General features: G+C 60.6%; 18 protein-coding genes. 10 read left to right on the plus strand and 8 right to left on the minus strand.

What is annotated here, in order from left to right; translation table 11 throughout:
* Nucleotides 1-187 precede the first annotated feature (187 nt).
* From AC3WMT_RS18085 to AC3WMT_RS18095, 3 genes are all read right to left on the minus strand, one after another.
* Nucleotides 188-1,153, minus strand: a complete 966-nt coding sequence (locus tag AC3WMT_RS18085) for an L-carnitine dehydrogenase (protein WP_103304493.1) — start codon at nucleotides 1,151-1,153, stop codon at nucleotides 188-190.
* 172 nt (nucleotides 1,154-1,325) lie between these two features.
* The gene (gene cdhC, locus AC3WMT_RS18090; protein ID WP_103304492.1) at nucleotides 1,326-2,213 is read right to left on the minus strand and encodes a 3-dehydrocarnitine:acetyl-CoA trimethylamine transferase CdhC; all 888 of its coding nucleotides are present in this window, start codon (nucleotides 2,211-2,213) and stop codon (nucleotides 1,326-1,328) included.
* Between the two features lie 119 nt (nucleotides 2,214-2,332).
* Nucleotides 2,333-3,277, minus strand: coding sequence for a choline ABC transporter substrate-binding protein (locus AC3WMT_RS18095; RefSeq protein WP_103304491.1), 945 nt, complete (start codon nucleotides 3,275-3,277; stop codon nucleotides 2,333-2,335).
* Between the two features lie 192 nt (nucleotides 3,278-3,469).
* Between AC3WMT_RS18095 and AC3WMT_RS18100 the strand changes: the two genes are divergently transcribed.
* The gene (locus AC3WMT_RS18100; RefSeq protein WP_103304490.1) at nucleotides 3,470-4,414 is read left to right on the plus strand and encodes a GlxA family transcriptional regulator; all 945 of its coding nucleotides are present in this window, start codon (nucleotides 3,470-3,472) and stop codon (nucleotides 4,412-4,414) included.
* A 142-nt stretch (nucleotides 4,415-4,556) separates the two neighbouring features.
* Here AC3WMT_RS18100 and AC3WMT_RS18105 read toward each other — a convergent pair whose 3' ends face one another.
* The 4 genes from AC3WMT_RS18105 to AC3WMT_RS18120 form a co-directional block, all read right to left on the minus strand.
* A complete protein-coding gene (locus AC3WMT_RS18105) occupies nucleotides 4,557-4,973 on the minus strand; it encodes a DUF3010 family protein (RefSeq protein WP_103304488.1) in 417 nt (138 codons plus the stop codon).
* A 29-nt stretch (nucleotides 4,974-5,002) separates the two neighbouring features.
* The gene (locus AC3WMT_RS18110; RefSeq protein ID WP_103304487.1) at nucleotides 5,003-5,326 is read right to left on the minus strand and encodes a helix-turn-helix domain-containing protein; all 324 of its coding nucleotides are present in this window, start codon (nucleotides 5,324-5,326) and stop codon (nucleotides 5,003-5,005) included.
* Nucleotides 5,310-5,564 carry a type II toxin-antitoxin system RelE family toxin gene (locus tag AC3WMT_RS18115; RefSeq protein ID WP_103304486.1) on the minus strand — a complete coding sequence of 85 codons (255 nt, stop codon included), beginning with the start codon at nucleotides 5,562-5,564 and terminating at the stop codon, nucleotides 5,310-5,312. The genes AC3WMT_RS18110 and AC3WMT_RS18115 overlap by 17 nt, the downstream gene beginning before the upstream one ends.
* Before the next feature lie 211 nt (nucleotides 5,565-5,775).
* The gene (locus tag AC3WMT_RS18120) at nucleotides 5,776-6,177 is read right to left on the minus strand and encodes a lysozyme inhibitor LprI family protein (RefSeq protein ID WP_103304485.1); all 402 of its coding nucleotides are present in this window, start codon (nucleotides 6,175-6,177) and stop codon (nucleotides 5,776-5,778) included.
* Nucleotides 6,178-6,410: 233 nt separating this feature from the next.
* Here AC3WMT_RS18120 and AC3WMT_RS18125 point away from each other — a divergent pair, with 233 nt between their 5' ends.
* The 9 genes from AC3WMT_RS18125 (at nucleotide 6,411) to AC3WMT_RS18165 (ending at nucleotide 22,073) form a co-directional block, all read left to right on the plus strand.
* Nucleotides 6,411-7,388: a dipeptidase gene (locus AC3WMT_RS18125; RefSeq protein WP_103304484.1), complete on the plus strand. Its 978-nt coding sequence runs from the start codon at nucleotides 6,411-6,413 to the stop codon at nucleotides 7,386-7,388.
* A gap of 78 nt (nucleotides 7,389-7,466) precedes the next feature.
* Nucleotides 7,467-7,997, plus strand: coding sequence for a DUF5943 domain-containing protein (locus tag AC3WMT_RS18130; protein WP_008083165.1), 531 nt, complete (start codon nucleotides 7,467-7,469; stop codon nucleotides 7,995-7,997).
* Between the two features lie 15 nt (nucleotides 7,998-8,012).
* Complete coding sequence (dgcA, locus tag AC3WMT_RS18135) at nucleotides 8,013-10,073, plus strand: dimethylglycine demethylation protein DgcA (RefSeq protein WP_103304483.1); 2,061 nt, start codon at nucleotides 8,013-8,015, stop codon at nucleotides 10,071-10,073.
* Between the two features lie 163 nt (nucleotides 10,074-10,236).
* Complete coding sequence (gene dgcB / locus AC3WMT_RS18140) at nucleotides 10,237-12,186, plus strand: dimethylglycine demethylation protein DgcB (RefSeq protein WP_103304482.1); 1,950 nt, start codon at nucleotides 10,237-10,239, stop codon at nucleotides 12,184-12,186.
* Nucleotides 12,186-13,406 (plus strand): electron transfer flavoprotein subunit alpha, encoded by a 1,221-nt coding sequence (etfA, locus tag AC3WMT_RS18145; protein ID WP_103304481.1) that lies wholly within the window; start codon nucleotides 12,186-12,188, stop codon nucleotides 13,404-13,406. The genes dgcB and etfA overlap by 1 nt, the downstream gene beginning before the upstream one ends.
* A gap of 9 nt (nucleotides 13,407-13,415) precedes the next feature.
* A complete protein-coding gene (gene etfB / locus AC3WMT_RS18150; RefSeq protein WP_103304480.1) occupies nucleotides 13,416-14,186 on the plus strand; it encodes an electron transfer flavoprotein subunit beta in 771 nt (256 codons plus the stop codon).
* A 1,132-nt stretch (nucleotides 14,187-15,318) separates the two neighbouring features.
* Nucleotides 15,319-18,771 (plus strand): GMC oxidoreductase, encoded by a 3,453-nt coding sequence (locus AC3WMT_RS18155; protein WP_103304479.1) that lies wholly within the window; start codon nucleotides 15,319-15,321, stop codon nucleotides 18,769-18,771.
* A 163-nt stretch (nucleotides 18,772-18,934) separates the two neighbouring features.
* Entirely contained in the window at nucleotides 18,935-20,803 is a 1,869-nt protein-coding gene (locus AC3WMT_RS18160; protein ID WP_103304478.1) for a c-type cytochrome, read from the plus strand.
* A gap of 25 nt (nucleotides 20,804-20,828) precedes the next feature.
* Nucleotides 20,829-22,073 carry a metallophosphoesterase family protein gene (locus AC3WMT_RS18165; protein WP_103304477.1) on the plus strand — a complete coding sequence of 415 codons (1,245 nt, stop codon included), beginning with the start codon at nucleotides 20,829-20,831 and terminating at the stop codon, nucleotides 22,071-22,073.
* A 124-nt stretch (nucleotides 22,074-22,197) separates the two neighbouring features.
* On the opposite strand, the gene gbca is transcribed toward AC3WMT_RS18165, so the two are convergent.
* On the minus strand, nucleotides 22,198-23,493 hold the full coding sequence (gbca, locus tag AC3WMT_RS18170; protein ID WP_103304476.1) for a glycine betaine monooxygenase oxygenase subunit: 1,296 nt from the start codon (nucleotides 23,491-23,493) through the stop codon (nucleotides 22,198-22,200).
* Between the last annotated feature and the right edge of the window lie 216 nt (nucleotides 23,494-23,709).

Here is a 23,709-nt window from a genome sequence, read left to right on the forward strand (position 1 = left end):
GAGCCACCCCCTCACCCCAGCCCTTTCCCCCAGGGGGGAGAGGGGGAAAGGGAGCCGATCGGGGGCCTTTCAATATTGGAGTTCGGCTCGGTGGTGCAGGTCGGCGTAGCTCGCATGAACAACGCGGTCAGTCCCCTCTACCCCTGGGAGAGGGCTAGGGTGAGGGCAACGGTTTGAAGCGAACGCATTACTCGCTGAAACTCATCCCATGCTTTTCCTTGGTGGTTTTCACCGCCTCAAGCACCGCCAGCAAACAATCATCACGATAGCGCTCCAGCGCCGAAATGCTGTGGCGGCCAAGCTGCTCACTGGTGCCATCCACCACATCATCGATCAACTTGTCCGTCAGCTCGGGCGCCGGCAGATACGTCCACGGCAACTGCAAGGCCGGACCGAATTGCGACATGAAGTGGCGCATACCGGCATCACCACCGGCCAGCGTGTAAGTCAGAAACGTGCCCATGAACGACCAGCGCAAACCGGCGCCAAAGCGGATCGCATCGTCGATTTCACCGGTAGTCGCCACGCCGTCGTTGACCAGATGCAGCGCCTCACGCCACAGCGCTTCGAGCAAACGGTCGGCGATGAAACCGGGCACTTCCTTGCGTACGTGCAACGGGCGCATGCCGAGGGATTCGTAGACTTTCATCGCTGCCTGAATAGCTTCCGGCGCGGTGTTCTTGCCACCCACGACTTCGACCAATGGCAGCAGATAAACCGGGTTGAACGGGTGACCGACCACGCAGCGCTCTGGATGCGTCGAACTCTCGTAGAACTCGCTCGGCAGCAGACCCGAAGTGCTCGAACCAATCAGCGCATCGGCCTTGGCCGCCGCGCTGATTTTGCTGTGCAGATCGAGTTTCAGCTCCAGTCGTTCCGGGGCGCTTTCCTGAATGAAATCGGCATCACAGACGCACTCTTCGATGGTCGCGACAAAACGCAGACGATCCTGCGAGGCGCCGGGCGCCAGACCGTTTTTCTCCAGCGCACCCCAGGCATTGGCTACGCGTTTGCGCAGTGCCGCTTCAGCGCCGGGCGCCGGGTCCCAGGCCACCACGTCGAGGCCATGGGCGAGGGCACGGGCCACCCAGCCGCTGCCGATGACACCGCTGCCCAGTGCGGCGAAGGTTTTGATTTCGGTGATAAAGCTCATGGCGAATTCCTGAAAATATTCGGTGATCCCGTGTGAAACCGGTTCTTGTGGCGAGGGGATTTATCCCCGTTGGGTCGCGCAGCGGCCCCAAGAATTTTGCGACTGCTGCGCAGCCGAACGGGGATAAATCCCCTCGCCACAATTCCGGTTCCCAAAGGGAATAGATGTAGGGTTAACCGCGCTGGGTCAGGCCCATTTTCTTGCGACCTTCCGCCGGGGTCAGTACCCGGGCGCCCAAGCGGCTGAGGATCTCGGTGGCGCGTTCGACCAGTTGGCCGTTGGTTGCCAGCACGCCCTTGTCCAGCCACAGGTTGTCTTCCAGCCCGACCCGCACGTTGCCGCCGAGCAGGACTGCTTGCGCGGCCATCGGCATCTGCATGCGGCCAATGCCGAACCCGGCCCACACCGCATCGGCGGGCAGGTTGTCGACCATGGCTTTCATGGTGGTGGTGTCGGCCGGCGCGCCCCACGGGATGCCCAGGCACAACTGGAACAGCGGGTTGTCGAGCAAGCCTTCCTTGATCATCTGCTTGGCGAACCACAGGTGCCCGGTGTCGAAAATCTCCAGCTCGGCCTTCACGCCCAGCTCGGTGATGCGCTTGGCGCCGGCGCGCAATTGCGCCGGGGTGGAGACGTAAATGGTGTCGCCATCGCCGAAATTCAGCGTGCCGCAATCGAGAGTGCAGATTTCCGGCAGCAGTTGTTCAACATGGGCCAGGCGGGTCAGCGGGCCAACTAAGTCGGTGTTCGGACCGAACTCCATCGGGTGCTCGCCAGCACCGATCTCGAGGTCACCGCCCATGCCGGCGGTGAGGTTGACGATGATGTCGACGTCCGCCTCACGGATGCGCTCCATCACCTCGCGGTATAGCGCGACGTCACGGCTGAACTTGCCGGTCTGCGGATCGCGCACATGGCAATGCACAACGGTGGCGCCAGCCTTGGCCGCTTCCACCGCCGCCGCCGCGATTTGTTTCGGGGTGACCGGCACGTGGGGGCTCTTGGCGGTCGTGTCGCCAGCACCGGTGAGTGCGCAGGTGATGATGACGTCGTGGTTCATGGTGCGGTTTCCTTCAGGCGTGATGGGTCTGTCCGCAGCCCATTTCGGGGCTGCGAAGCTTCGTCCGGTTCCCTCTCCTCAGGGAGAGGGTCAGGGTGAGGGGCTTTCCAATCGGGGGATTATTTGCTGGTCAGCTGGAGATTTTCAGCGGCCGGTTTGCCGTCGAATGTGGTTACACCGTCAAGCCAGCGCTGCTTGTCTTCCGGGTGATCCTTGAGCCATTGCCTGGCCGACTCAAAGGCGTCCTTGTGATCAAGCAGCGGCTGCATCATCCGGCTCTCGTCTTCGGCGGTGAACGTCAGGTTGCTCAGCAGGCGGCCGACGTTCGGGCACTGTTCGGCGTATTTCGGCGCAGTGACCGTCCACACCGTGGCCATGCCTTCGTTCGGGCCAAGGGCGTCATCGCTGCCGGTGAGGTAGGTCATTTTTACGTTGACGTTCATCGGGTGCGGCGCCCAGCCGAAGAACACCACGGCCTCCTTGCGGCGCACGGCGCGATCAACGGCGGCGAGCATCCCGGCTTCGCTGGATTCAACCAGCTGGAATTTGCCGAGGCCGAACTGGTTCTTGGCGATCATCGCCTTGATCTGCGTGTTGGCGCCCGAGCCCGGCTCGATACCGTAGATCTTGCCGCCCAGTTCTTTCTCGAATTTGGCGATGTCGGCGAAGGTTTTCAGGCCCTTGTCGGCCAGATAGGTCGGCACGGCGAGGGTGGCGCGGGCGTCTTTCAGGCTCGGTGCTTCGAGGACTTTGACCTGATTGGCGTCGACGAACGGGGTGATGGTCTGGGTCATCAGCGGGTTCCAGTAGCCGAGGAACAGGTCCAGCCGCTGGTCACGGATACCGGCGAAGATGATTTGCTGGGACGCGCTGGTTTGTTTGGTGTTGTAGCCGAGGCCGTCGAGCAGGACCTGGGTCATGGCACTGGTGGCGATCACGTCGGTCCAGTTGACCACGCCCATGCGTACGTTCTGGCAAGACGCGGGTTCGGCCGCCATGACGCTGGCGCTCAAGAAAGCGGTACCGCTGAGTGCAAGAACACAGCTGCTGATCAGTCGTTTCATGTCGGGTTCCTCGGCAGGTCGTTTATTGTGGTTCCCGGCGTCTGATGCGCCGGTGATGCAAAGTTACGCAGCTGTGTGCCTTTGAAAGCGCACTGCGGCGACTGGCATTTGCACTGTAGCGACCTGTGCTCTTGAATGCCGAAGACAACTGGCGTATCAACATTCCACGCTACCCGCCAACCGAGTGCGCCCATGTCCCAGGACTTCTACTTCTTGCTGATGCCGGGGTTCTCCGCCATTGGCTTTATCTCTGCGATTGAACCGCTGCGCGTGGCCAACCGTTTTCGTGGCGAGTTGTACCGCTGGCATGTGCTCAGTGCCGATGGCGGGGCGGTGCTGGCGAGCAATGGCATGTCGGTCAACGCCGATGCGGCGCTGGAACCTTTGAAGAAAGGTGCGACGCTGTTGGTGGTGGCCGGGTTCGAACCGCTGAAGTGCGCCACGCCGACGCTGGAACATTGGCTGCGGCGGCTGGATAACGAAGGCGTCACCCTCGGCGCCATCGATACCGGTAGTTTCGTGCTCGCCGAGGCCGGTTTGCTCGATGGCCATCGCCTGACCCTGCACTGGGAAGCCATCGATGCCTTCAAGGAATCTTATCCACAGCTCAGCGTGACCCAGGAACTGTTCGAGATTGACCGCCGGCGCATCACCTCGGCCGGTGGTACCGCCTCCATCGATTTGATGCTCGACCTGATCGCCCAGGCCCACGGCCCGCAACTGGCGATTCAGGTCAGCGAGCAGTTCGTGCTGGGACGGATCCGCCCGCGCAAGGACCACCAGCGCATGGAAGTCGCCACGCGCTACGGCATCAATAACAAGAAACTGGTGCAGGTGATTGGCGAGATGGAGCAGCACAGCGAACCGCCGCTGACCACGCTGCAACTGGCGGAATCGATCAAAGTGACGCGACGGCAGCTTGAGCGTTTGTTTCGGCTGCATCTGAACGACACACCGAGCAATTTCTATCTGCGGCTAAGGTTGGAAAAGGCCCGGCAGTTGTTGCGCCAGACCGACATGAGTGTGCTGGAAGTCAGCATCGCCTGCGGCTTTGAATCGCCGTCGTACTTCACCCGTAGCTATCGCGCCCGCTTTGCGCGCTGCCCCCGTGAAGACCGCCGCACCGCCCAAGCCTGAACGGCTTCAGTAACGCCATAGAACCCTGTGGGAGCGGGCTTGCCCGCGATAAGGCCAGCACATCCAACATTGTCATTGCCTGACACACCGCCATCGCGGGCAAGCCCGCTCCCACAGGTTCCGTGTGATGTCGGGAATCGGGTTACTTCTTCACCAACGCCGAACACGCCGCCTTGTACGCCTCATGCTGATACTTGTTCAGCGTCCCCGGCAGCTCGAAATTGTGCTTCTTGGCCTGCGCATTGATCGTCTGCGGCGACAACAACGTCACCTCACACCCATCCAGCAACTGAAACACCCCCTCAATCTTGAACGTCGTGGGCCCACCGGCAAATTCACCCTTCTTGCTGCGCTTCTTGATCGCAATCCGATCAATCGAATTCTCGCGCACAAACGAAGCGACCTGCGCCGCAAAGCGTTTGACGTTGGCCGCCTCGTCGTCATCGTCGAGGGCGATTTTCTTGGTGCTGAGGGCGACGTGACTCAGGGTCGAACCGTCGAGAGCGGCCACGGCGATGATCGCTTCGCTGCCTTTGATTTCGATGCCGCAGATGTTCATGGGGAATTCCTTCAAGTGAAGAGGGCAGCTTACAGTTCAAGCTGATTGGCTGTGATGCCGAAGGCTGCTGCAATTTTCTCGCGCGTGGCCTTGCGAGGCTTGGCGACTGTTTCCTGCTGGGCAAACGCCGGTTGCGAAATGCCCATGCGTTTGGCGACTTCTTCCTGTGTCAGATTCAGGTGCTCGCGCCAGGCACGGATCGGTGTCGCCCCGTCGACCATTCGACTGACCACCTCATGCGGGATCAGATCGGGCTGCATTTTCTGTGCGACGTATTGAGCGTAGGGAATTACTACGAAGGCGGGGTTGCCCTCGGCATCGTTGATGATTTGGATGTCAGTAGGTGCGTTCATCGCGTTTTTTGACCTCTTGAATACTGACCACTTTGATTGCGCCATCCCAGTCGAACATGACTCGATAATTGCCGACGCGCAGGCGGTAGGCGTAGTCATGGCCAATCAGTGCTTTGACATTGCCAACATCAGGCATTTCGGCAAGCGCCGTAACGGCATTCCGAACCTGTACCTGATGCACGGAGTGCAATTTCAAGAGTTGCTTAACGGCCTTTCGTGTCCAGTGGATGCTGTTCATGGAAGAATATAAGTCTTTTATAAGATTTGCGAATCTTTACTTATATTTTCAAGGCGACCAATCAAGAACAGTTGTCAGCATATTGCGTGAAGGGCCCGTACATCGGGACGTTCACGCAATAGGTGTAGGCGAAATCGGCATGTCCCGTAAGAAGAGGAGATTCACGCGGCGAAAGCACAAAGCGGTTCCAATTTTCCTCGGAGTTTAAGGACTATTCCTGCCCAATCGACTCCAAAAACTCCGACCGTTCATCACTCATCCGCGCCACGCAGTCATTCTGCGCAATCGTGAACGCCTTGCTCCCCGCCGTCGCCGGGAATGCTTCTACCGCGCAATCCGCATCCCGTGTCTTCAGCCACTGCTGCTGGGCGGTTTTGAGTTTGGCGGTGATATCCGCCAGTTGCGTGGCGTTTTTGCCGTACGCGGTCTGCATGCGCTCGTTGAGGCTGGCGTAGTTGTCCTTGAGCAAATCTTCGGCGGTGGTGCGGCTGTAGGTCGAGCATTCCAGGGTCTGGACGTCGTTTTCCACCGCGTCGCACGGGTTGTTGTCGGTCTCTTCGGCGGCGTGTACGCCGGTCGCAATCAGTGCCAGGGCCAGGAAGATCGATTTCATGTTGTCGCCGCTCTAATCCAGTGGTGTATCCAAGATGCGCCAGATTCTGGCTCAAGCTGGCGGGCTTGAACAGGTAGCTGATCGGAGCGCCTGGCGACCCTTTGTCGCGGATTGACGCTTTCGGCAATTCCCCTGTCGTTTTTGCACCCGGTCGCCCCGGCACCGAGGCATATGCTGGCCCCAAAGCGCCGGCAGACGATTCGGCGCGTGAATCGCCAATAAGGGGACGCCTGATGAGCCCAGCCGAATTACACGCCGACAGCATCGTTATCGACGGTCTGATCATTGCCAAATGGAACCGCGAGCTGTTCGAAGACATGCGCAAGGGCGGTCTGACGGCGGCCAACTGCACCGTGTCGGTGTGGGAAGGCTTTCAGGCGACCGTGAACAACATCGCTGCCAGCCAGAAGCTGATCCGCGAGAACAGCGACCTGGTGATGCCGGTGCGCACCACCGTCGACATCCGTCGCGCCAAGGAGCAGGGCAAGACCGGCATCCTCTTCGGCTTCCAGAACGCCCACGCGTTTGAAGACCAGATCGGCTATGTCGAGGTGTTCAAGCAGCTCGGCGTCGGCATCGTGCAGATGTGCTACAACACCCAGAACCTGGTCGGCACCGGTTGCTACGAGCGTGACGGCGGCCTGTCGGGCTTCGGTCGCGAGATCGTTGCCGAGATGAACCGCGTCGGCGTCATGTGCGACCTGTCCCACGTTGGCTCCAAGACCTCCGAAGAAGTCATCCTCGAATCGAAAAAACCGGTCTGCTACTCCCACTGCCTGCCGTCGGGGCTCAAGGAGCACCCGCGCAACAAGTCCGATGCAGAACTGAAGTTCATTGCTGATCACGGCGGTTTTGTCGGCGTGACCATGTTTGCGCCGTTCCTGGCCAAGGGCATCGATTCGACCATCGACGACTACGCCGAAGCCATCGAATACACCATGAACATCGTCGGCGAAGACGCCATCGGCATCGGCACCGACTTCACCCAGGGCCATGGCCAGGACTTCTTCGAATACCTGACCCACGACAAGGGCTACGCCCGCCGCCTGACCAGCTTCGGCAAGATCATCAACCCGCTGGGCATCCGCACCGTCGGCGAGTTCCCGAACCTGACCGAAACCCTGCTCAAGCGCGGCCACTCCGAGCGCGTCGTGCGCAAGATCATGGGCGAGAACTGGGTCAACGTCTTGAAAGATGTTTGGGGCGAATAAGCCACCGCACTTCTGAATCCTTTCCCCCGGCCGTCCGCGCCGGGGGTAACAAACCAAATTTTCTGGAGTTAAGTTTCCATGGCCAAGATCGCCCCGCAATTGCCAATCGAAGTCGACAGCGAAACCGGTGTCTGGACCTCCGACGCCCTGCCGATGCTCTACGTGCCGCGCCACTTTTTCGTCAACAACCACATGGGCATCGAAGAGGTTTTGGGCGCTGAAGCCTATGCCGAAATCCTCTACAAGGCCGGCTACAAATCCGCCTGGCACTGGTGTGAAAAAGAAGCCGAATGCCACGGCCTGGAAGGCGTCGCGGTGTTCGAGCACTACATGAAGCGCTTGTCGCAACGCGGCTGGGGCCTATTCAAGATTCAGGACATCGACCTCGACAAAGGCACCGCCAGCGTCAAGCTCGAACACTCGGCGTTCGTCTACGTCTACGGCAAGGTCGGGCGCAAGGTCGACTACATGTTCACCGGCTGGTTTGCGGGTGCCATGGATCAGATTCTTGAAGCGCGCGGCAGCAAGATTCGCACGGTTGCCGAGCAAGTCTACGGTGGCTCCGAAGAAGGCCACGACGACGGCCTGTTCACCGTCAAGCCGTTGTAAGTCGAGGAACCCGCCATGGCTTTCGAAGCAATGTTCCAGCCGATCCAGATCGGCAAACTGACCATCCGCAACCGCGTGCTCAGTACCGCGCACGCCGAGGTCTACGCGACCGACGGCGGCATGACCACCGACCGCTACGTCAAATACTACGAAGAGAAAGCCAAGGGCGGCATCGGCCTGGCGATCTGTGGCGGTTCTTCCAGTGTGGCCATCGACAGCCCGCAAGGCTGGTGGAAATCGGTGAACCTGGCGGATGACCGGATCATCCCGCACTTCCAGAATCTGGCCGACGCCATGCACAAGCATGGCGCCAAGATCATGATCCAGATTACTCACATGGGCCGTCGCTCGCGCTGGGACGGCGAGCACTGGCCGACCCTGCTGTCGCCGTCGGGCATCCGTGAACCGGTGCACCGCGCAACCTGCAAAACCATCGAACCGGAAGAAATCTGGCGGGTGATCGGCAACTACGCTACCGCTGCCGCACGGGCCAAGGCCGGTGGTCTCGACGGCGTCGAACTGTCTGCCGTGCACCAGCACATGATCGACCAGTTCTGGAGCCCACGGGTCAACAAACGCACCGACGAATGGGGCGGTAGCTTCGAGAACCGCATGCGTTTTGGCTTGGAAGTGCTCAAGGCTGTGCGCAAGGAAGTCGGCGACGATTTCTGTGTCGGCATCCGCCTGTGCGGTGACGAGTTCCACCCGGACGGTTTGTCCCACGAGGACATGAAACAGATCGCCAAGTATTACGACGACACCGGCATGATCGACTTCATCGGCGTGGTCGGTTCGGGGTGCGACACCCACAACACCCTGGCCAACGTTATCCCCAACATGAGTTATCCACCGGAGCCGTTTCTGCATTTGGCTGCCGGTATCAAAGAGGTTGTGAAGGCCCCGGTTCTGCACGCGCAGAACATCAAGGACCCAAACCAGGCCACGCGCATCCTTGAAGGCGGTTACGTCGACATGGTCGGCATGACCCGCGCGCACATCGCCGACCCGCACTTGATCGCCAAGATCAAGATGGGCCAGGTCGACCAGATCAAACAGTGCGTCGGCGCCAACTACTGCATCGACCGTCAGTACCAAGGGCTGGACGTGCTGTGCATCCAGAACGCCGCGACCTCCCGTGAATACATGGGCGTGCCGCACATCATCGAGAAATCCACTGGTGTGAAACGCAAAGTGGTGATCGTCGGTGCTGGGCCGGCGGGCATGGAAGCGGCGCGTGTGTCGGCCGAGCGTGGCCACGACGTGACCCTGTTCGAGAAAAAAGAATTTATCGGCGGGCAGATCACCACCGCGTCGAAAGCACCGCAACGTGACCAGATCGCCGGTATCACCCGCTGGTTCCAGCTGGAGCTGGCACGGCTGAAAGTCGACCTGCGTCTGGGCACGGCGGCAGATATCGCGACCATCATGGACTTGCGTCCGGACGTGGTGGTGCTGGCGGTGGGCGGTCATCCGTTCCTTGAGCAGAACGAACACTGGGGCGCCGCCGAAGGGCTGGTGGTCAGCAGTTGGGACGTGCTCGACGGCAAGGTCGCGCCGGGCAAGAGCGTCTTGGTCTACGACACCATTTGTGAGTTCACCGGGATGTCGGTTGCCGACTTCCTCGCCGACAAGGGCAGCCAGGTCGAGATCGTCACCGACGACATCAAACCGGGCGTGGCCATCGGCGGTACGTCGTTCCCGACCTACTACCGCAGCATGTACCCGAAAGAAGTGATCATGACCGGCGACATGATGCTGGAGAAGGTCTACCGCGAGGGCGACAAGTTGGTGGCGGTGCTGGAGAACGAATACACCGGCGCCAAAGAGGAGCGGGTGGTCGATCAAGTGGTGGTGGAGAACGGCGTGCGTCCGGACGAAGAGCTGTATTACGGGCTCAAGGACGGTTCGCGCAACAAGGGCCAGATCGACATTGACGCACTGTTCGCGATCAAGCCGCAGCCGTCGCTGAGCACCACGGGTGACGGCTACTTGCTGTTCCGCATCGGTGACTGTGTGGCGCAGCGTAATACCCACGCTGCGATTTATGACGCACTCAGACTGTGTAAAGACTTCTAAAGGCTTGCACATGACCCTGTGGGAGCGGGCTTGCCCGCGATAGCGGAGGGTCAGTCAATGCAACTGTGACTGACAGAATGCAATCGCGGGCAAGCCCGCTCCCACAGTGACCGAGTAAGGCAACTCGACCTGCAAGACCCTGCGGTCTTTGGGAGCTTCACCTATGTTGAACACCCTTCTTCCAATCCTGTTGTTCGCAGCCCTGGCCCTCGCGGTGCTGGGCGCGTTGCGGCGGGTAGCGATGTGGCGTCGGGGCCGGGCCTCGAAGGTCGATCTGATCGGCGGCCTGCTCGCCATGCCCAAGCGCTACATGGTCGATTTGCACCATGTGGTGGCGCGGGACAAATACATCGCCAACACCCACGTCGCCACGGCCGGTGGTGCAGTGGCATCGATTGTGCTGGCGATTCTGGTACACGGTTTCGGCTTGCATAACCGCATCCTTGGCTATGCGTTGCTGCTGATGACGGCGGTGATGTTCGTCGGTGCAATCTTCGTTTACCTGCGTCGACGCAACCCGCCGGCACGGTTGTCGAAAGGCCCGTGGATGCGCCTGCCGAAAAGCTTGTTGGCGTTCTCGGCGTCGTTCTTTCTGGTGACCTTGCCGGTGGCCGGGATCCTCCCGGAGAACTTCGGCGGGTGGCTGCTGGCAGCGATTCTCGGGATTGGCGTGCTGTGGGGCGTGTCGGAACTGTTCTTCGGCATGACCTGGGGCGGGCCGATGAAGCACGCCTTCGCCGGGGCCCTGCACCTGGCCTGGCACCGTCGCGCCGAGCGTTTTGGTGGCGGTCGCTCCACCGGTTTGAAACCGCTGGATCTCAATGATCCAAGCGCGCCGCTGGGCGTGGAAAAACCCAAGGATTTCACCTGGAACCAACTGCTCGGTTTCGACGCCTGCGTGCAGTGCGGCAAGTGCGAAGCCGCGTGCCCGGCGTTCGCCGCCGGCCAGCCGCTGAACCCGAAAAAGCTGATTCAGGACATGGTCGTAGGTCTTGCTGGTGGCACTGACGCGAAATTCGCCGGTAGCCCGTATCCCGGCAAGCCAATTGGTGAGCACAGCGGCAACCCGCATCAACCGATCGTCAACGGTCTGGTCGATGCCGAAACCCTGTGGTCGTGCACCACTTGCCGCGCCTGCGTCGAGGAATGCCCGATGATGATCGAGCACGTCGACGCCATCGTCGACATGCGCCGTCATCTGACTCTGGAAAAAGGCGCGACCCCGAACAAGGGCGCCGAGGTTCTGGAAAACCTCATCGCCACCGACAACCCGGGCGGTTTCGCCCCGGGCGGGCGGATGAACTGGGCGGCGGACTTGAACCTCAATCTGCTCAGCGAGAAGAAGTCCACCGACGTGCTGTTCTGGGTCGGCGACGGCGCCTTCGACATGCGTAACCAGCGCACCTTGCGCGCCTTCGTCAAAGTGCTGAAGGCGGCGAAAATCGACTTTGCCGTACTCGGTCTCGAAGAGCGTGACAGCGGTGACGTGGCCCGTCGGCTGGGCGATGAAGCGACCTTCCAGTTGCTCGCCAAACGCAATATCCAGACCTTGGGCAAATACAGTTTCAACCGCATCGTCACCTGCGATCCGCACAGCTTCCATGTGCTGAAAAACGAATACGGTGCCTTCGACGGCCACTACCTGGTGCAGCACCACAGCACCTACATGGCGGAAATCATCCAGGCTGGCGCGCTCAATCTTGGCCAGCACAAAGGCAACAGCGTGACCTATCACGACCCGTGCTACCTCGGCCGTTACAACGGCGAGTACGAGGCGCCGCGTGAAGTGCTGCGTGCCCTCGGCATCGAGGTCAAAGAGATGCAACGTTCCGGCTTCCGCTCGCGCTGCTGCGGCGGCGGTGGCGGCGCGCCGATTACCGACATTCCGGGCAAGCAGCGGATCCCCGACATGCGCATGGAAGACATCCGCGAGACCGGCGCCGAGCTGGTGGCCGTGGGTTGTCCACAGTGCACGGCGATGCTCGAAGGCGTGGTCGAACCGCGTCCGTTGATCAAGGACATCGCCGAACTGGTGGCCGATGCGCTGCTCGAAGACGCCGCGCCAGGCAAGCCGACTGCACCGGCCAAACGTGAACCTGCGGAGGCCCACTGATGAGCGACATTATCCGCCGCGACCCGCGCGCCGAATGGATTGCCCGTAACCGCCTGCACCCGCTGCACGCGGCGATGCAACCGGCGCAACACAGCTGGATGGGCCCCAACGGCGTCATTCGCAAGAATCTGCATGGCATCGGCTTCATCGGCCCCAACGGCATCAAACGCATCGACCGTAGCGGCGCGCAGCAGGGCGGGGCGGTCAAACGCTCGGCCACGGTTGAAGTGCAATTGCCGCTGCATCAGGTCGCGGCCCCGGCGTTCTACATCAGCGTGGTGCCGGACATGGTTGGCGGCCGCCTGAGCAGCCACGACCGTGACCTGCTGGGCCTCGCGCATCAACTGGCGGGCAAGGACGGCGCAGTGCTGGCGGTGGTTTTTGGCGAGCACAAGGAAAACGCCTTCACCACGGCGGGCGTCGATCGCTTGCTGGTGCTGGAGGGCGATGAGTTCAGCGGTTATGCACCGGAGCAACGAGTGCAAGGTTTGCGCGCTGTGGATAACCAGTTCAATCCACGCCATTGGCTGCTGCCGGACAGTCGCAGTGGCGGCGGCGAGCTCGGCCGCCGTTTTGCCGCAGCACTGGGCGAGCGCCCGGCGACCCGCGTCTGGCAGGTCAAGGATCAGGAATGCATCGGCCGCGCCGGTGCGGGTTTGCAAGACCTTGCCCGTCCGGTCGCACGCTTGATTCTGGCCTCGGCCGAGTGCGCCGAACCGGTCAGCGAAACCCGTCATGAAGTGCTGCCGGTGGAGTTATCCACAAGTGTCGCGCGCAGCCTGTCGCGGATCGAGGATCTCGGTGCGGTCGCAGTGGATCCGGCGGCAATTCCGATGGCCGAAGCTGAATTCATTTTCTCCGGCGGTAACGGCGTCAAGGATTGGCAGCTGTTCCACGAAACAGCGGCAGCACTCGGCGCTACCGAGGGGGCGTCGCGGGTAGCAGTGGACGATGGCTTCATGGCCCGTGATCGGCAGGTCGGCGCGTCCGGCACTTGGGTCACCGCACGGGTTTACGTGGCTGTGGGTATCTCCGGGGCGATCCAGCACCTGCAAGGCATCGGTGCTTGCGACAAAGTGGTGGCGATCAACCTCGACCCGGGTTGCGACATGATCAAACGCGCCGACCTGTCGGTGATCGGCGAGAGCGCGGAGATTCTTCAGGCCTTGATCGCGGCGGTAGCGGCTTACCGCAACGACGCCAAGCGCGATGCGGCTTAAGGAAGCGCTATGAACACGAAAATTATCACTCTGGTTTCAATCGGCGCCCACCCGACTTCCGGTCGACCGCGCCGCGCCGAACAGGATGCCCGCGCCGTGGAACTGGGCCTGCAACTGGCTGGGGATAACCTGCAAGTGCTGCATGCCGGGGATGTCGCGGAACCGGCACTGCGCGCCTATCTGGGCATGGGCCTGGAACAGATGCACGTGCTCGAACAACCCGCTGGCGCCGATGCCTTGCCGGCGTTGACGGCGTATTTGCGCGAGGCCGGTGCGCAGGTGGTGCTGACCGGTAGTCAGGCGGAAACCGGTGAAGGTTCGGGGATGCTGCCGTTTCTGCTGGCCGAAGGGTTGGGCTGGCCATTGGTGGTCGGGCTGGCGCAGGTCGAGTCGATCAACGACGGTTCGGCGTTGGTGCTGCAAGCATTGCCCCGGGGGCAGCGGCGGCGCTTGAAGGTGAAACTGCCGTTTCTGGCGACTGTGGATAACGCTGCGCCGAAGCCTCGGCAAAGCGCTTATGGCCCGGCGCGGCGGGGTGTCTTGCAGGCTGAAGATGTGGAAGTTGTGGATGATGAGTTGCTCGCGGTTGCCACTTTGCAACCGGCCAAACCACGGCCGAAACGCTTGAAGGTGATCAAGGCCAAAAGCGGTGCCGACCGAATGAAAGCCGCGACGGCCAAGGCCAGTGGTGGCGGGGGGCAGGTGCTCAAGGGTGTTACCGCAGAGGCCGGAGCTGAAGCCATCCTCAAACTGCTGATCGAAGAAGGTGTCGTCCGCTGAAAAGCCCCTCACCCTAGCCCTCTCCCGGAGGGAGAGGGGACCTACGATGCGTTACATCGACCTGAAAGATCAGCGCAAACTCAGGCTTGGCCAGGCTAAGGTCACCGTGGTGCTGCAGGTCGATGTATTTGGCCGATACAACTCTGTGGGGCCCCTCTCCCTCCGGGAAAGGGCTGGGCGGTCGGCGTTCCGATGAGGGCAGGCTGTTTACCCACAATCCCTGTTGGCGGATCTGTGGATAACGTGTTCGCCCATCACTGCACCCCACGTCAATCAAGCCTTTCAGCCATCCGATCAAAAAACAACCAGCCTAAGCTGCGGTTTTTTCTGGCTTTTTCCAATGGATAACTCGCCAAGTTGCCCCCAATCTCTGTTGGCGCTTCTGTGGATAAGATGTTCGCTATCCGCTGAGACCCATATAAACCGTGGCTTACGAGGAGTCGATCAAAAAACAATCAAATCGTCTGGTTTTACGCAAAACTCCCGCGTAAACCCCGATTTCACGAAGCCTTCGATGCTTTTCCACAGATAAGCCAAAGTTACCCCCGATCTCTGTTGGCGCTTCTGTGGATAACGTGTTCGCCATCCGCTACAGACCATGTGCAACGTGGCTTACACGCAAGTGATCAAAAAACATCCAATACCTCTCGCAAACCGTCCTTCTGGATAAGTCACGATTTTTCTTCACAAATCAGCCACTTATTTTCGGAGTCATCCACAGTTACCCCCATTTGCTGTGGGTGGCTATGTGGATAACTTGTTCGTCAAACCGTGTAAGCCCCGCCGGCCATAGTCCAAACGGCACTTGATCACATTTCATACAGTTCTAAGGCGTTGCCTTGACTTCGAATCCTCTGCTGTCTTCACTGCAATGGCATAAGGACAGCCGTCACTTATCCACATCTGGTTCTGGGAGAACGCATGATGGATAGCCGCCCACATCGCCCAACCCCCTCGCCACGCAAGCGCACGTTACGTCGTGCGGCCAATCAACACGCGCGTCTATAGCGCGTAAGTCCTGCCCCAACCGCTGTGCTGTCGCCGGGTCCGCCCCGGAGGCCAGGTGCTCGTTCGCCCATTGATTGCAGGCAACCGCAGAGTTGCCCCATCAGCCTGAGAAAGGATCAGTCTCATGACACGCATTGCAACGCCCATCAGCGAGATCAAGGAACATTACGACGTCATCGTCATTGGCTCCGGTTATGGCGGCGGCATTGCTGCCTCGCGCCTGTCCCGGGCCGGCAAACGGGTGTGTTTGCTCGAGCGCGGCCGAGAGATTCAGCCCGGTGAATACCCCAACACCATGATTGCCGCCACCGAAGAATTGCAGGTGCACGATCCCGATGGCCATATCGGCTCGCGCACGGGGTTGTTCGACCTGCACGTCAACGCCCAGCAGAACGTCGTGGTCGGTTGCGGCCTCGGCGGTACGTCGCTGATCAACGCCAACGTTGCCCTCGAGCCGGAGCCCGGTGTGTTCGACGACCCACGCTGGCCGCAGGCCGTGCGTGAGCATCGCGACACGCTGCTCAAGGACGGTTACGCCCGCGCCCGGGAGATGCTCAAACCCAATCCTTACCCGAGCACTGCACCGAACCTGCCCAAGCTCGACGCCAACAAGAAGTCCGCGGATTACCTCAAGCAGGGCGCGCACTTCTACAAGCCGCCGATCAACGTGACCTTCGACAAACTGCCGAACAACCTCAACCACGTCGGTGTTGAGCAACTGCCGTGCAACCAGTGCGGCGACTGCGTGTCGGGCTGTAACAACAAGGCCAAGAACACCACGCTGATGAACTATCTGCCGGACGCCTGGAACCACGGTGCGGAGATTTTCTGCCAGGCCGAAGTGCGGCATCTGGAGCGTGACGGTGACGGCTGGATCGTGCACTTCCAGTATCTGGACAGCGGCCGCGAGAAGTTTTCCGCGCCGACGCTGTTTGTGAAGGCCGACATCGTCGTGGTCTCCGCCGGAACGCTCGGCTCTACCGAAATTCTCCTGCGCTCGCGCGACAAAGGCCTGGTGATGTCCGGCCAGCTCGGCGAGAACATGAGCGGCAATGGCGACATCCTCGGCTTCGGCCACAACTGCGAGCAGACCATCAACGGCATCGGCTTCGGCGCGCACCCTGCCAAGGAACTGCACCCGGTCGGCCCGTGCATCACGTCGGTGATCGACATGCGTACCGAAGGTGACTGGCGCAGCCGCATGGTTATTGAAGAGGGATCGATCCCCGGCGCCCTGGGCCGGCCGATGGTGCCGAGCATGGCCGGGTTCGCCGAGATGATCGGCGTCGCCACCGACGACAGTTTCAGCGGCAAGGTGAGATACAAGGAACGCGAAGCGGAAAGTTTCCTGCGCGGTCCGTATTACGGCGCACTGCACAACATGCAGACCTACCTGATCATGAGCCACGACAGCGGTCAGGGGCGCATGGTGCTGGATAACAAGGATCAGTTGCGCATCGACTGGCCGGGTGTTGGCGAGCAAGAGAACTTCAAACTCGGCAACGAGCGTCTGCACCAGAGCACCAAGGCGCTGGGCGGCGTCTGGGTGGAGAACCCGATCTGGACCAAATTGCTCAAGCACAGCATCGTCTCGGTGCATCCGCTGGGCGGTTGCGTGATGGGCGAAGATGCCGGGCAAGGCGTGGTCAACCACAAGGGCCAGGTGTTCAGCGGCGCGGCCGGCACCGATGTCTACGCCAATCTGTACGTGACCGACGGCGCGGTGATTCCGACGTCGCTGGCGGTCAATCCGCTGCTGACCATTTCCGCCGTGAGCGAACGCAACATGGGCCTGCTCGCCGCCGACCGTGGCTGGCAGATCGACTACACGCTGCCATCGGCACCACGCAAACCGGTGGCGCCGCCAACCCTTGGCGTGCAGTTCACCGAAACCATGAAGGGCTATTTCTCCCGAGCCTTCACTGCTGCGCAAAGCACCGATCTGAAAGTCTATGAAGCCGCCGCCAAACGCGGCGAGGCGGACAACTCGCCGATCGACTTCACCCTGACCATCACCGCCGCCGACATGAACCGGATGATCAAGGAGCCGGAGCACGCCGCAACCATCGTCGGTACGGTCATCGCCCCGGCGCTGTCGCCAGAACCGCTGACCGCCAGCAACGGTGTGTTCAACCTGTTCGAGCAGTTCGAGCAGCAGGTCGATACGCGCCACATGAAATACGACATGAAGCTGACCGCCGAGGACGGCAACGATTACTTTTTCAGCGCCTTCAAAACCGTGCCGGAAGACAACGGCGTGCTGAATATCTGGCACGACACCAGCACGCTGTACGTGACGTTGTATCGCGGGCCGGACAAGAGCGGCGAGGTCATCGGCTCGGGGGTGATGCACATTCATCCGACCGATTTCGCCAAACAGATGACCACCATGAAAGTGCTCAATGCGCGCAACGAGCGTGAGCGCATCGAAGGGCTGGCGCGGTTCGGCAAGTTCTTCGCCGGAATCCTCTGGGAAAGTTACGGCGGGGTGTTTGCCGGCGATATCTACTTCAACCCCGACGCGCCGCCACGGCTGAAACGGCCACTGGATGCGCCAACCCCGGCGGTGCATTTTTTCCCCACCGAGGACGGTGTCGAACTGCGCCTGAGCCGTTATCAGGCCGGCAGCAAAGGCCCGGTGATGCTGGTGCATGGTTTGGGCGTCGGTTCGAATATCTTCTCCACCGACACCATCCAGACCAACCTGCTCGAATACCTGTGCAAGCACGATTACGACGTCTGGCTGCTGGATTTCCGCGTGAGCATTCTGTTGCCGGCGAGCAAGAAGGAATGGAACGGCGACCAGATTGCCCAGTACGACTTCAAGGCTGCCATCGCGCAGATTCAGCAGGAGACTCAGGCCAAAGACGTGCAGTGCGTGGTGCATTGCTACGGCGCAACGACTTTCTTTATGTCGCTGCTCGCCGGTTTGCAGGGCGTGCGTTCGGTGGTCTGCTCGCAGATTGCCGCGGACACCGTGGTCGCCACCGCTACCGGATTAAAGGCTGGATTGCACCTGCCGGGAATGCTCGATGCGATCGGCATCAAGTCGATGACCGCTTACGCCGACAGCAAGGAGAACTGGTTCAACAAACTCTACGACAAGGCCCTCAACGGTTACGCGCGGATCGAAGCGCAGGGTTATTGCACCAACCCGGTGTGCCACCGCATCACCTTCATGTACGCCTCGTTGTATCGCCACGACACCCTCAACGAAACCCTGCACGACAACCTGCACGAGCTGTTCGGCGAGTCGAACATCGAGACCTTCGAGCACCTGGCGCTGATCGTGCGCAAAGGGCATCTGGTGGATTTCAAAGGCAACGATGTGTACATGCCGCACTTTGATCGGCTGACGATGCCGATCTGCTTTATCAGCGGTGCCGACAACCAGTGTTATCTGCCGGAAAGCACCCTCAAGACCTACCAGCGTTTGTGCGACCTGCACGGGCCGGAGCGCTATAGCCGGCAGGTGGTGCCGGGCTACGGCCACATCGACTGCATGTTCGGCAAGAACGCGGTGGTTGATGTCTATCCGATCATCCTTGAACACCTGGAGAAAACTGCCTTGGGCTGACTTGAAACCGAGTCGACTGCATCGCTGGCAAGCCAGCTCCCACATTGGGTGGTGCCAGGCACAGATCCTGTGAACACCTCTAGACCCTGTGGGAGCTGGCTTGCCAGCGATAGCTGAAGGTCAGGCGCTACATCTCTTGGGTCTTTACAAGGAAATGGACGATATGGACAGCTACATCCGCTGGTTTCAACGCTTCATCTGGCTAGGCATCGCGATGAACATGGTGTTCGCGATCCCCGCGCTATTCGCGCCGGGATTGCTGACATCCGTGGTCGGGTTGCCGCCGCAACTCTCCGACCCGTGGCTGGAAAACGCCGGGATGCTGCTGGTCGGCATCAGTGTGTTTTACATGCCGTCGGGCTTCAACGCGCCGCGCTATGTGGTGCATTCCTGGCTGTGCGTACTGACGCGGTTGATCGCGGTGGTGTTCTGGATCTACCTGATCAACACCAGCATTCAGGGTTCGGTGTTCGTGCCGATGCTGATGGGCGATCTGAGCTTTTTCCTGATCCTCGGGATTCTCCTCTACCTCGGCACCACGCCTGAGAACCGGCCATGGGCGCTGCTCGGCGATGGCTGGCGCGAATGGCGCGCGGCGTGGCGGCGGCAATGGCAGAGTCACGCCTTCAAGGTTGGCACGCTGATCGTGGTCGCGGTGCTGGGCTTCATTGGTTATGAAACCTGGTATCAGATGCTCCGCGTCGTCCCTGAACAGGAATATGCCTCCGACGAAGACCACTACAAATACGCCGCCATTGGCCTCGGCATCGAAGCGCGCATCCCGTATTACCTGTTCGCCGTGCTCCCGCAAATGTGCCCGGAAAAGATGCCCAAACCCGGCGGCTGGGAAGTCTTCGGCTTTCTCTTCGAGAACGGCAAGGACCTGCCAATAGGCATGGCCAAGCGGCAGATTGGCTACCCGACCGTCGAGCCGAACTGCGCGTTGTGCCACACCGGTTCCTACCGGGCGAATGCCAGCGACGTCGCCGTAAACGTGCCGAGTGCGCCGGCCAACACCCTGCAACTGCAAGCCTTCCAGTGGTTCGCGTACGATTGCGCCAGCGATCCGAAATTCACCACCGACGCGGTGATGGCGGCGATCAACGCCAGGTTCCAGTTGGGCTTTTTCGAAAAGCTCTACAACCGTTATCTGATCATGCCGATGGCGAAAAGCGCGCTGCTCAAGCAGAAACAGGCGTACGCCTGGCAGAAGCTGCGTCCGCAACAGGGCCCGGGCCGCACCGACACGTTCAACCCGACGAAAATGGTGGTGTTCGGCTTCCCGGATGACTCGACCATCGGCACCGTCGACCTGCCGCAGGTATGGAACCAGAAACCGCGGGAATCGATGTACCTGCACTGGGACGGCAATAACAACAAAATCCATGAACGCAACTACGCCGCCGCGATGGCCGTGGGCGCAACGCCGGAATCGGTGCTGCCGCCCAGCTTCAATCGCGTGACCAACTGGCTGCTCGGGCACAAGGCGCCGGCGTGGCCGTGGGCGCTGGATCAGGCCAAGGTCGCGCAGGGCAAACCGATCTGGGACAACAACTGCGCCGGTTGTCATGACTTCGGTCGCACCGATACCGGACAGGTCACTACCAACATCGACCAACTCGGCACCGATCCGCACCGGCTCGATTCGTTTACCACAGGCTTGGTGGCCGCATTCCACTCCTTCAAAAAACCGCCGTTCGACTTCGGCGCCTACCGCAAGACCCAGAGCTACAGCAACACGCCTACCGACGGCATCTGGCTGCGCGCGCCTTACCTGCATAACGGTTCGGTGCCGACCCTGTGGGACCTGCTGCAACCACCGGAAAAACGTCCGCAGGTGTTCATCACCGGTTCCGACGTGTACGACCCGGTCAATGTCGGCTTCGTCACCAGCGGCGCGCAAGCAAAAGCCTCGGCCGACTTCAAGTACGACACGCGGCTGGAGGGCAACCACAACAGCGGTCACCTGTACGGCACGACGCTGTCGGACGCCGACAAGCGTGCGCTGATCGAATTCATGAAAACCCTGTGAACCCTTTTGGATAGAGGATTACGCCATGTCAGCGGTCGGTCATCTGAAACACGAATACGACAAGGTCAAAGTGCGCATTCACGGCTTGTTCACGCGCATGGAAATGGCCTGGATGAAGCTCATCAGCGAGCTGGAGCCGCAGGAGTTCCAGGCGATCATCAAACTGCTGCAGCGCGGGCACGATCAGGCGCAGTACGTGCTGAAAAACGGCGAGCTGCCGACGGATGAACCGACAGTGCCGTGGGAGTTGTCCCACGGCTTGTCGATCCTGCGCATTGGCAACGCCGCGCCCTTGCCGCAGTCGAGCGATCAACTGCAAACCCGGGTGCTGAAGGACGGCAGTCTGCTTGGTTGTCGCAAGTGGGAACTGCTCGATCTGCTGTGGAGCGAGGCGCTGCTCAAGTGGATCGAAAACCTGCGTCATCACGCGACCTTCGGCACTGATCCGGCGGTGGTGCAGATGGAGCGCGACGTGACCCTGGCGATTGCCGGCGACTGGGGCACCGGGCCGTTCGACAGTCATGCGCCGGCGGTTTCAGTCGCCAACCAGATGCAACTGGCCCAGGCCGATTTCACCATTCATTTGGGCGATGTGTATTACGCCGGCAGTCACTCCCAGGAAGACGTCGACATGGCCGGTTGGCCGATGGGCACCCATGGCTCATTCACGCTCAATTCCAATCACGAGATGTACAGCGGCGCCCACGGTTATTTCAAGGAACTGGCCAAGCGTTTTCCGGGGCAGCAGGGCACCAGTTACTTTGCATTGATCAACGATGACTGGCTGGTGGTCGGGCTGGATTCGGCGTACGCCTCGGATGCGATGAACCTGTACATGGACGGCACCCTCAACGAGCCGCAGATCGAGTGGATGAAAGGCCTGCCGAAACGCAAAAAGATCATGGTGCTCAGCCATCACCAGGGCTTCGATATTTCCGGACACAACAAGACTGCGCTGTATCAACCGGTGTGCGATGCGCTGGGGCGCGAGCCGGATTATTGGTATTGGGGGCATTTGCACAACGGCATCGTCTATGCGGCGCAGGGCGGTTTGCATGCGCGTTGCGCCGGGCACGGGGCGATTCCCTACGGCAATGCCAGCGAGCTGGACGGGCATTCGCGGGTGTTGTGGTCGGAGACGCAGGATGCGAATGACCCGGCGTATCCGCTGCGGGTGCTGAACGGCTACGCGAAAATCAGGTTGGTGGGGGAGGAGATTTTTGAGGAGTTTATTGGTGAGGATGGCAGTGTGAGGTGGTCATCTCACTGACTGATCGTTCCCACGCTCTGCGTGGGAACGCCTCAACGGACGCTCCGCGTTCGGCCTTTTGGGACGCAGAGCGTCCCGGGCTGCATTCCCACGCAGAGCGTGGGAACGATCAGGCAGGAGGGAATCAGCCCTGAACCGGGACACCTTTTAGGTATGGCGCAGGCTCGGCACCGAGGTTGTTCAACAGGCGCTCGCTGTACCAGTCGACAAAGTTGACCACACCAAACTCATAGGTCTTGGAGTACGGCCCAGGCTGGTAGGCCGTGGAGTTGATCCCGCGCTGGTTCTCTTCGGCCAGACGCCGATCCTGGTCGTTGGTCGCGTCCCACACCTGGCGCATACGCTCGACGTCGTAATCGACGCCTTCAACCGCATCCTTGTGCACCAGCCATTTGGTGGTGACCATGGTTTCCTGCGCACTGATCGGCCACACGGTGAAGACGATGATGTGGTCGCCCATGCAGTGGTTCCACGAGTGCGGCAGGTGCAGGATGCGCATCGAACCGAGGTCCGGATTCTTGATCCGGCCCATCAGTTTCGCGCAGCCTTGTTTGCCGTCGAGGGTCATCGACACGGTGCCCTTGAGCAGCGGCATGCGCACGATGCGGTTACGCAGGCCGAAGCTGGCGTGGGCGTAAGGAATTTTCTCGGCTTCCCAGGCGGCGGCGGATGCAGCAACGTGATCCTTGAACGCCTGATCGGCGCGCGGGTCGGTGACGTCGTCCCATTCCAGCAGGGTTTTCAGCAGTTCCGGGTGCGAGGCGTTGCAGTGGTAGCACTCGCGGTTGTTTTCCAGCACCAGTTTCCAGTTGGCCTTCTCCATCAAGGTGGTGGTGATCGCCACCTTGGTGTTCTCCATGTCGTACGGTTCCATGTAGTGGTTGAGCGTCGACAGGAAGTCATCAATGGCCGGCGGATTCTCGGCCAGGCTGATGAAGATGTAGCCGCCGGCCGTTTTCACGTTCACCGGTTTCAGGCCGTACTGCTTCATGTCGAAGTCGGCGCCCATTTCGGTGCCGGCGAACAGCAGACGACCGTCCAGCTCGTAGGTCCACTGGTGGTAATGGCAGACCAGTTTGGCGACTTTGCCTTTTTCACTGGTGCACAGACGCGAGCCACGGTGGCGGCAGACGTTGTGGAACGCATGCACCACGCCTTCGGCGCCACGGATGACGATGATCGGGTTCTTGCCGATCTGCAGGGTCAGGTAGTTGCCCTTGGCCGGGATTTCGCAGGTCATGCCGGCGATCAACCATTCCTTCTGGAAGATCTCCTGCATGTCGATATCGAACAGCCGCTCGTCGCTGTAAAACGGTTGTGGCAGCGAAAAGGTGCGCTCGCGTTCCTGGAGCATTTGTGCGGTGGCCTTGCGTGCGGGTTCCAGCGGATCGCCCAGGCTGATTTTTGCGGTGACGTCCATCGATGTGATCCTCATGGCCATCTGCGTGGCCGGCGAAAGTGGCTAATCAGGTGTGCTGTAAACAGTTGCTACGCAAGGTGTAAAGAATCTGTTTGGGTGTTGAGGCGAGTGTGGGGCCGGCGCTGGGCGGAACCTTATCCATGGGCGACATGGTGCAATCTGTTCCCGACGCGCAACCCCCGGTGGTTGGGGGCTGGTCGCGATAAGTATGTCAAT

The organism is Pseudomonas sp. FW305-7 (assembly GCF_058786735.1).

What these genes read in the sequence shown, in the direction of transcription:
- gbca (WP_103304476.1), bottom strand. Translation starts at nt 23,493, where the DNA reads ATGGACGTCACCGCAAAAATCAGCCTGGGCGATCCGCTGGAACCCGCA.
- dgcB (WP_103304482.1), top strand. Translation starts at nt 10,237, where the DNA reads ATGTTGAACACCCTTCTTCCAATCCTGTTGTTCGCAGCCCTGGCCCTC.
- etfA (WP_103304481.1), top strand. Translation starts at nt 12,186, where the DNA reads ATGAGCGACATTATCCGCCGCGACCCGCGCGCCGAATGGATTGCCCGT.
- AC3WMT_RS18120 (WP_103304485.1), bottom strand. Translation starts at nt 6,177, where the DNA reads ATGAAATCGATCTTCCTGGCCCTGGCACTGATTGCGACCGGCGTACAC.
- AC3WMT_RS18130 (WP_008083165.1), top strand. Translation starts at nt 7,467, where the DNA reads ATGGCCAAGATCGCCCCGCAATTGCCAATCGAAGTCGACAGCGAAACC.
- AC3WMT_RS18095 (WP_103304491.1), bottom strand. Translation starts at nt 3,277, where the DNA reads ATGAAACGACTGATCAGCAGCTGTGTTCTTGCACTCAGCGGTACCGCT.
- AC3WMT_RS18160 (WP_103304478.1), top strand. Translation starts at nt 18,935, where the DNA reads ATGGACAGCTACATCCGCTGGTTTCAACGCTTCATCTGGCTAGGCATC.
- AC3WMT_RS18100 (WP_103304490.1), top strand. Translation starts at nt 3,470, where the DNA reads ATGTCCCAGGACTTCTACTTCTTGCTGATGCCGGGGTTCTCCGCCATT.
- dgcA (WP_103304483.1), top strand. Translation starts at nt 8,013, where the DNA reads ATGGCTTTCGAAGCAATGTTCCAGCCGATCCAGATCGGCAAACTGACC.
- etfB (WP_103304480.1), top strand. Translation starts at nt 13,416, where the DNA reads ATGAACACGAAAATTATCACTCTGGTTTCAATCGGCGCCCACCCGACT.
- AC3WMT_RS18125 (WP_103304484.1), top strand. Translation starts at nt 6,411, where the DNA reads ATGAGCCCAGCCGAATTACACGCCGACAGCATCGTTATCGACGGTCTG.
- AC3WMT_RS18085 (WP_103304493.1), bottom strand. Translation starts at nt 1,153, where the DNA reads ATGAGCTTTATCACCGAAATCAAAACCTTCGCCGCACTGGGCAGCGGT.
- AC3WMT_RS18155 (WP_103304479.1), top strand. Translation starts at nt 15,319, where the DNA reads ATGACACGCATTGCAACGCCCATCAGCGAGATCAAGGAACATTACGAC.
- AC3WMT_RS18115 (WP_103304486.1), bottom strand. Translation starts at nt 5,564, where the DNA reads ATGAACAGCATCCACTGGACACGAAAGGCCGTTAAGCAACTCTTGAAA.
- AC3WMT_RS18110 (WP_103304487.1), bottom strand. Translation starts at nt 5,326, where the DNA reads ATGAACGCACCTACTGACATCCAAATCATCAACGATGCCGAGGGCAAC.
- AC3WMT_RS18105 (WP_103304488.1), bottom strand. Translation starts at nt 4,973, where the DNA reads ATGAACATCTGCGGCATCGAAATCAAAGGCAGCGAAGCGATCATCGCC.
- AC3WMT_RS18165 (WP_103304477.1), top strand. Translation starts at nt 20,829, where the DNA reads ATGTCAGCGGTCGGTCATCTGAAACACGAATACGACAAGGTCAAAGTG.
- cdhC (WP_103304492.1), bottom strand. Translation starts at nt 2,213, where the DNA reads ATGAACCACGACGTCATCATCACCTGCGCACTCACCGGTGCTGGCGAC.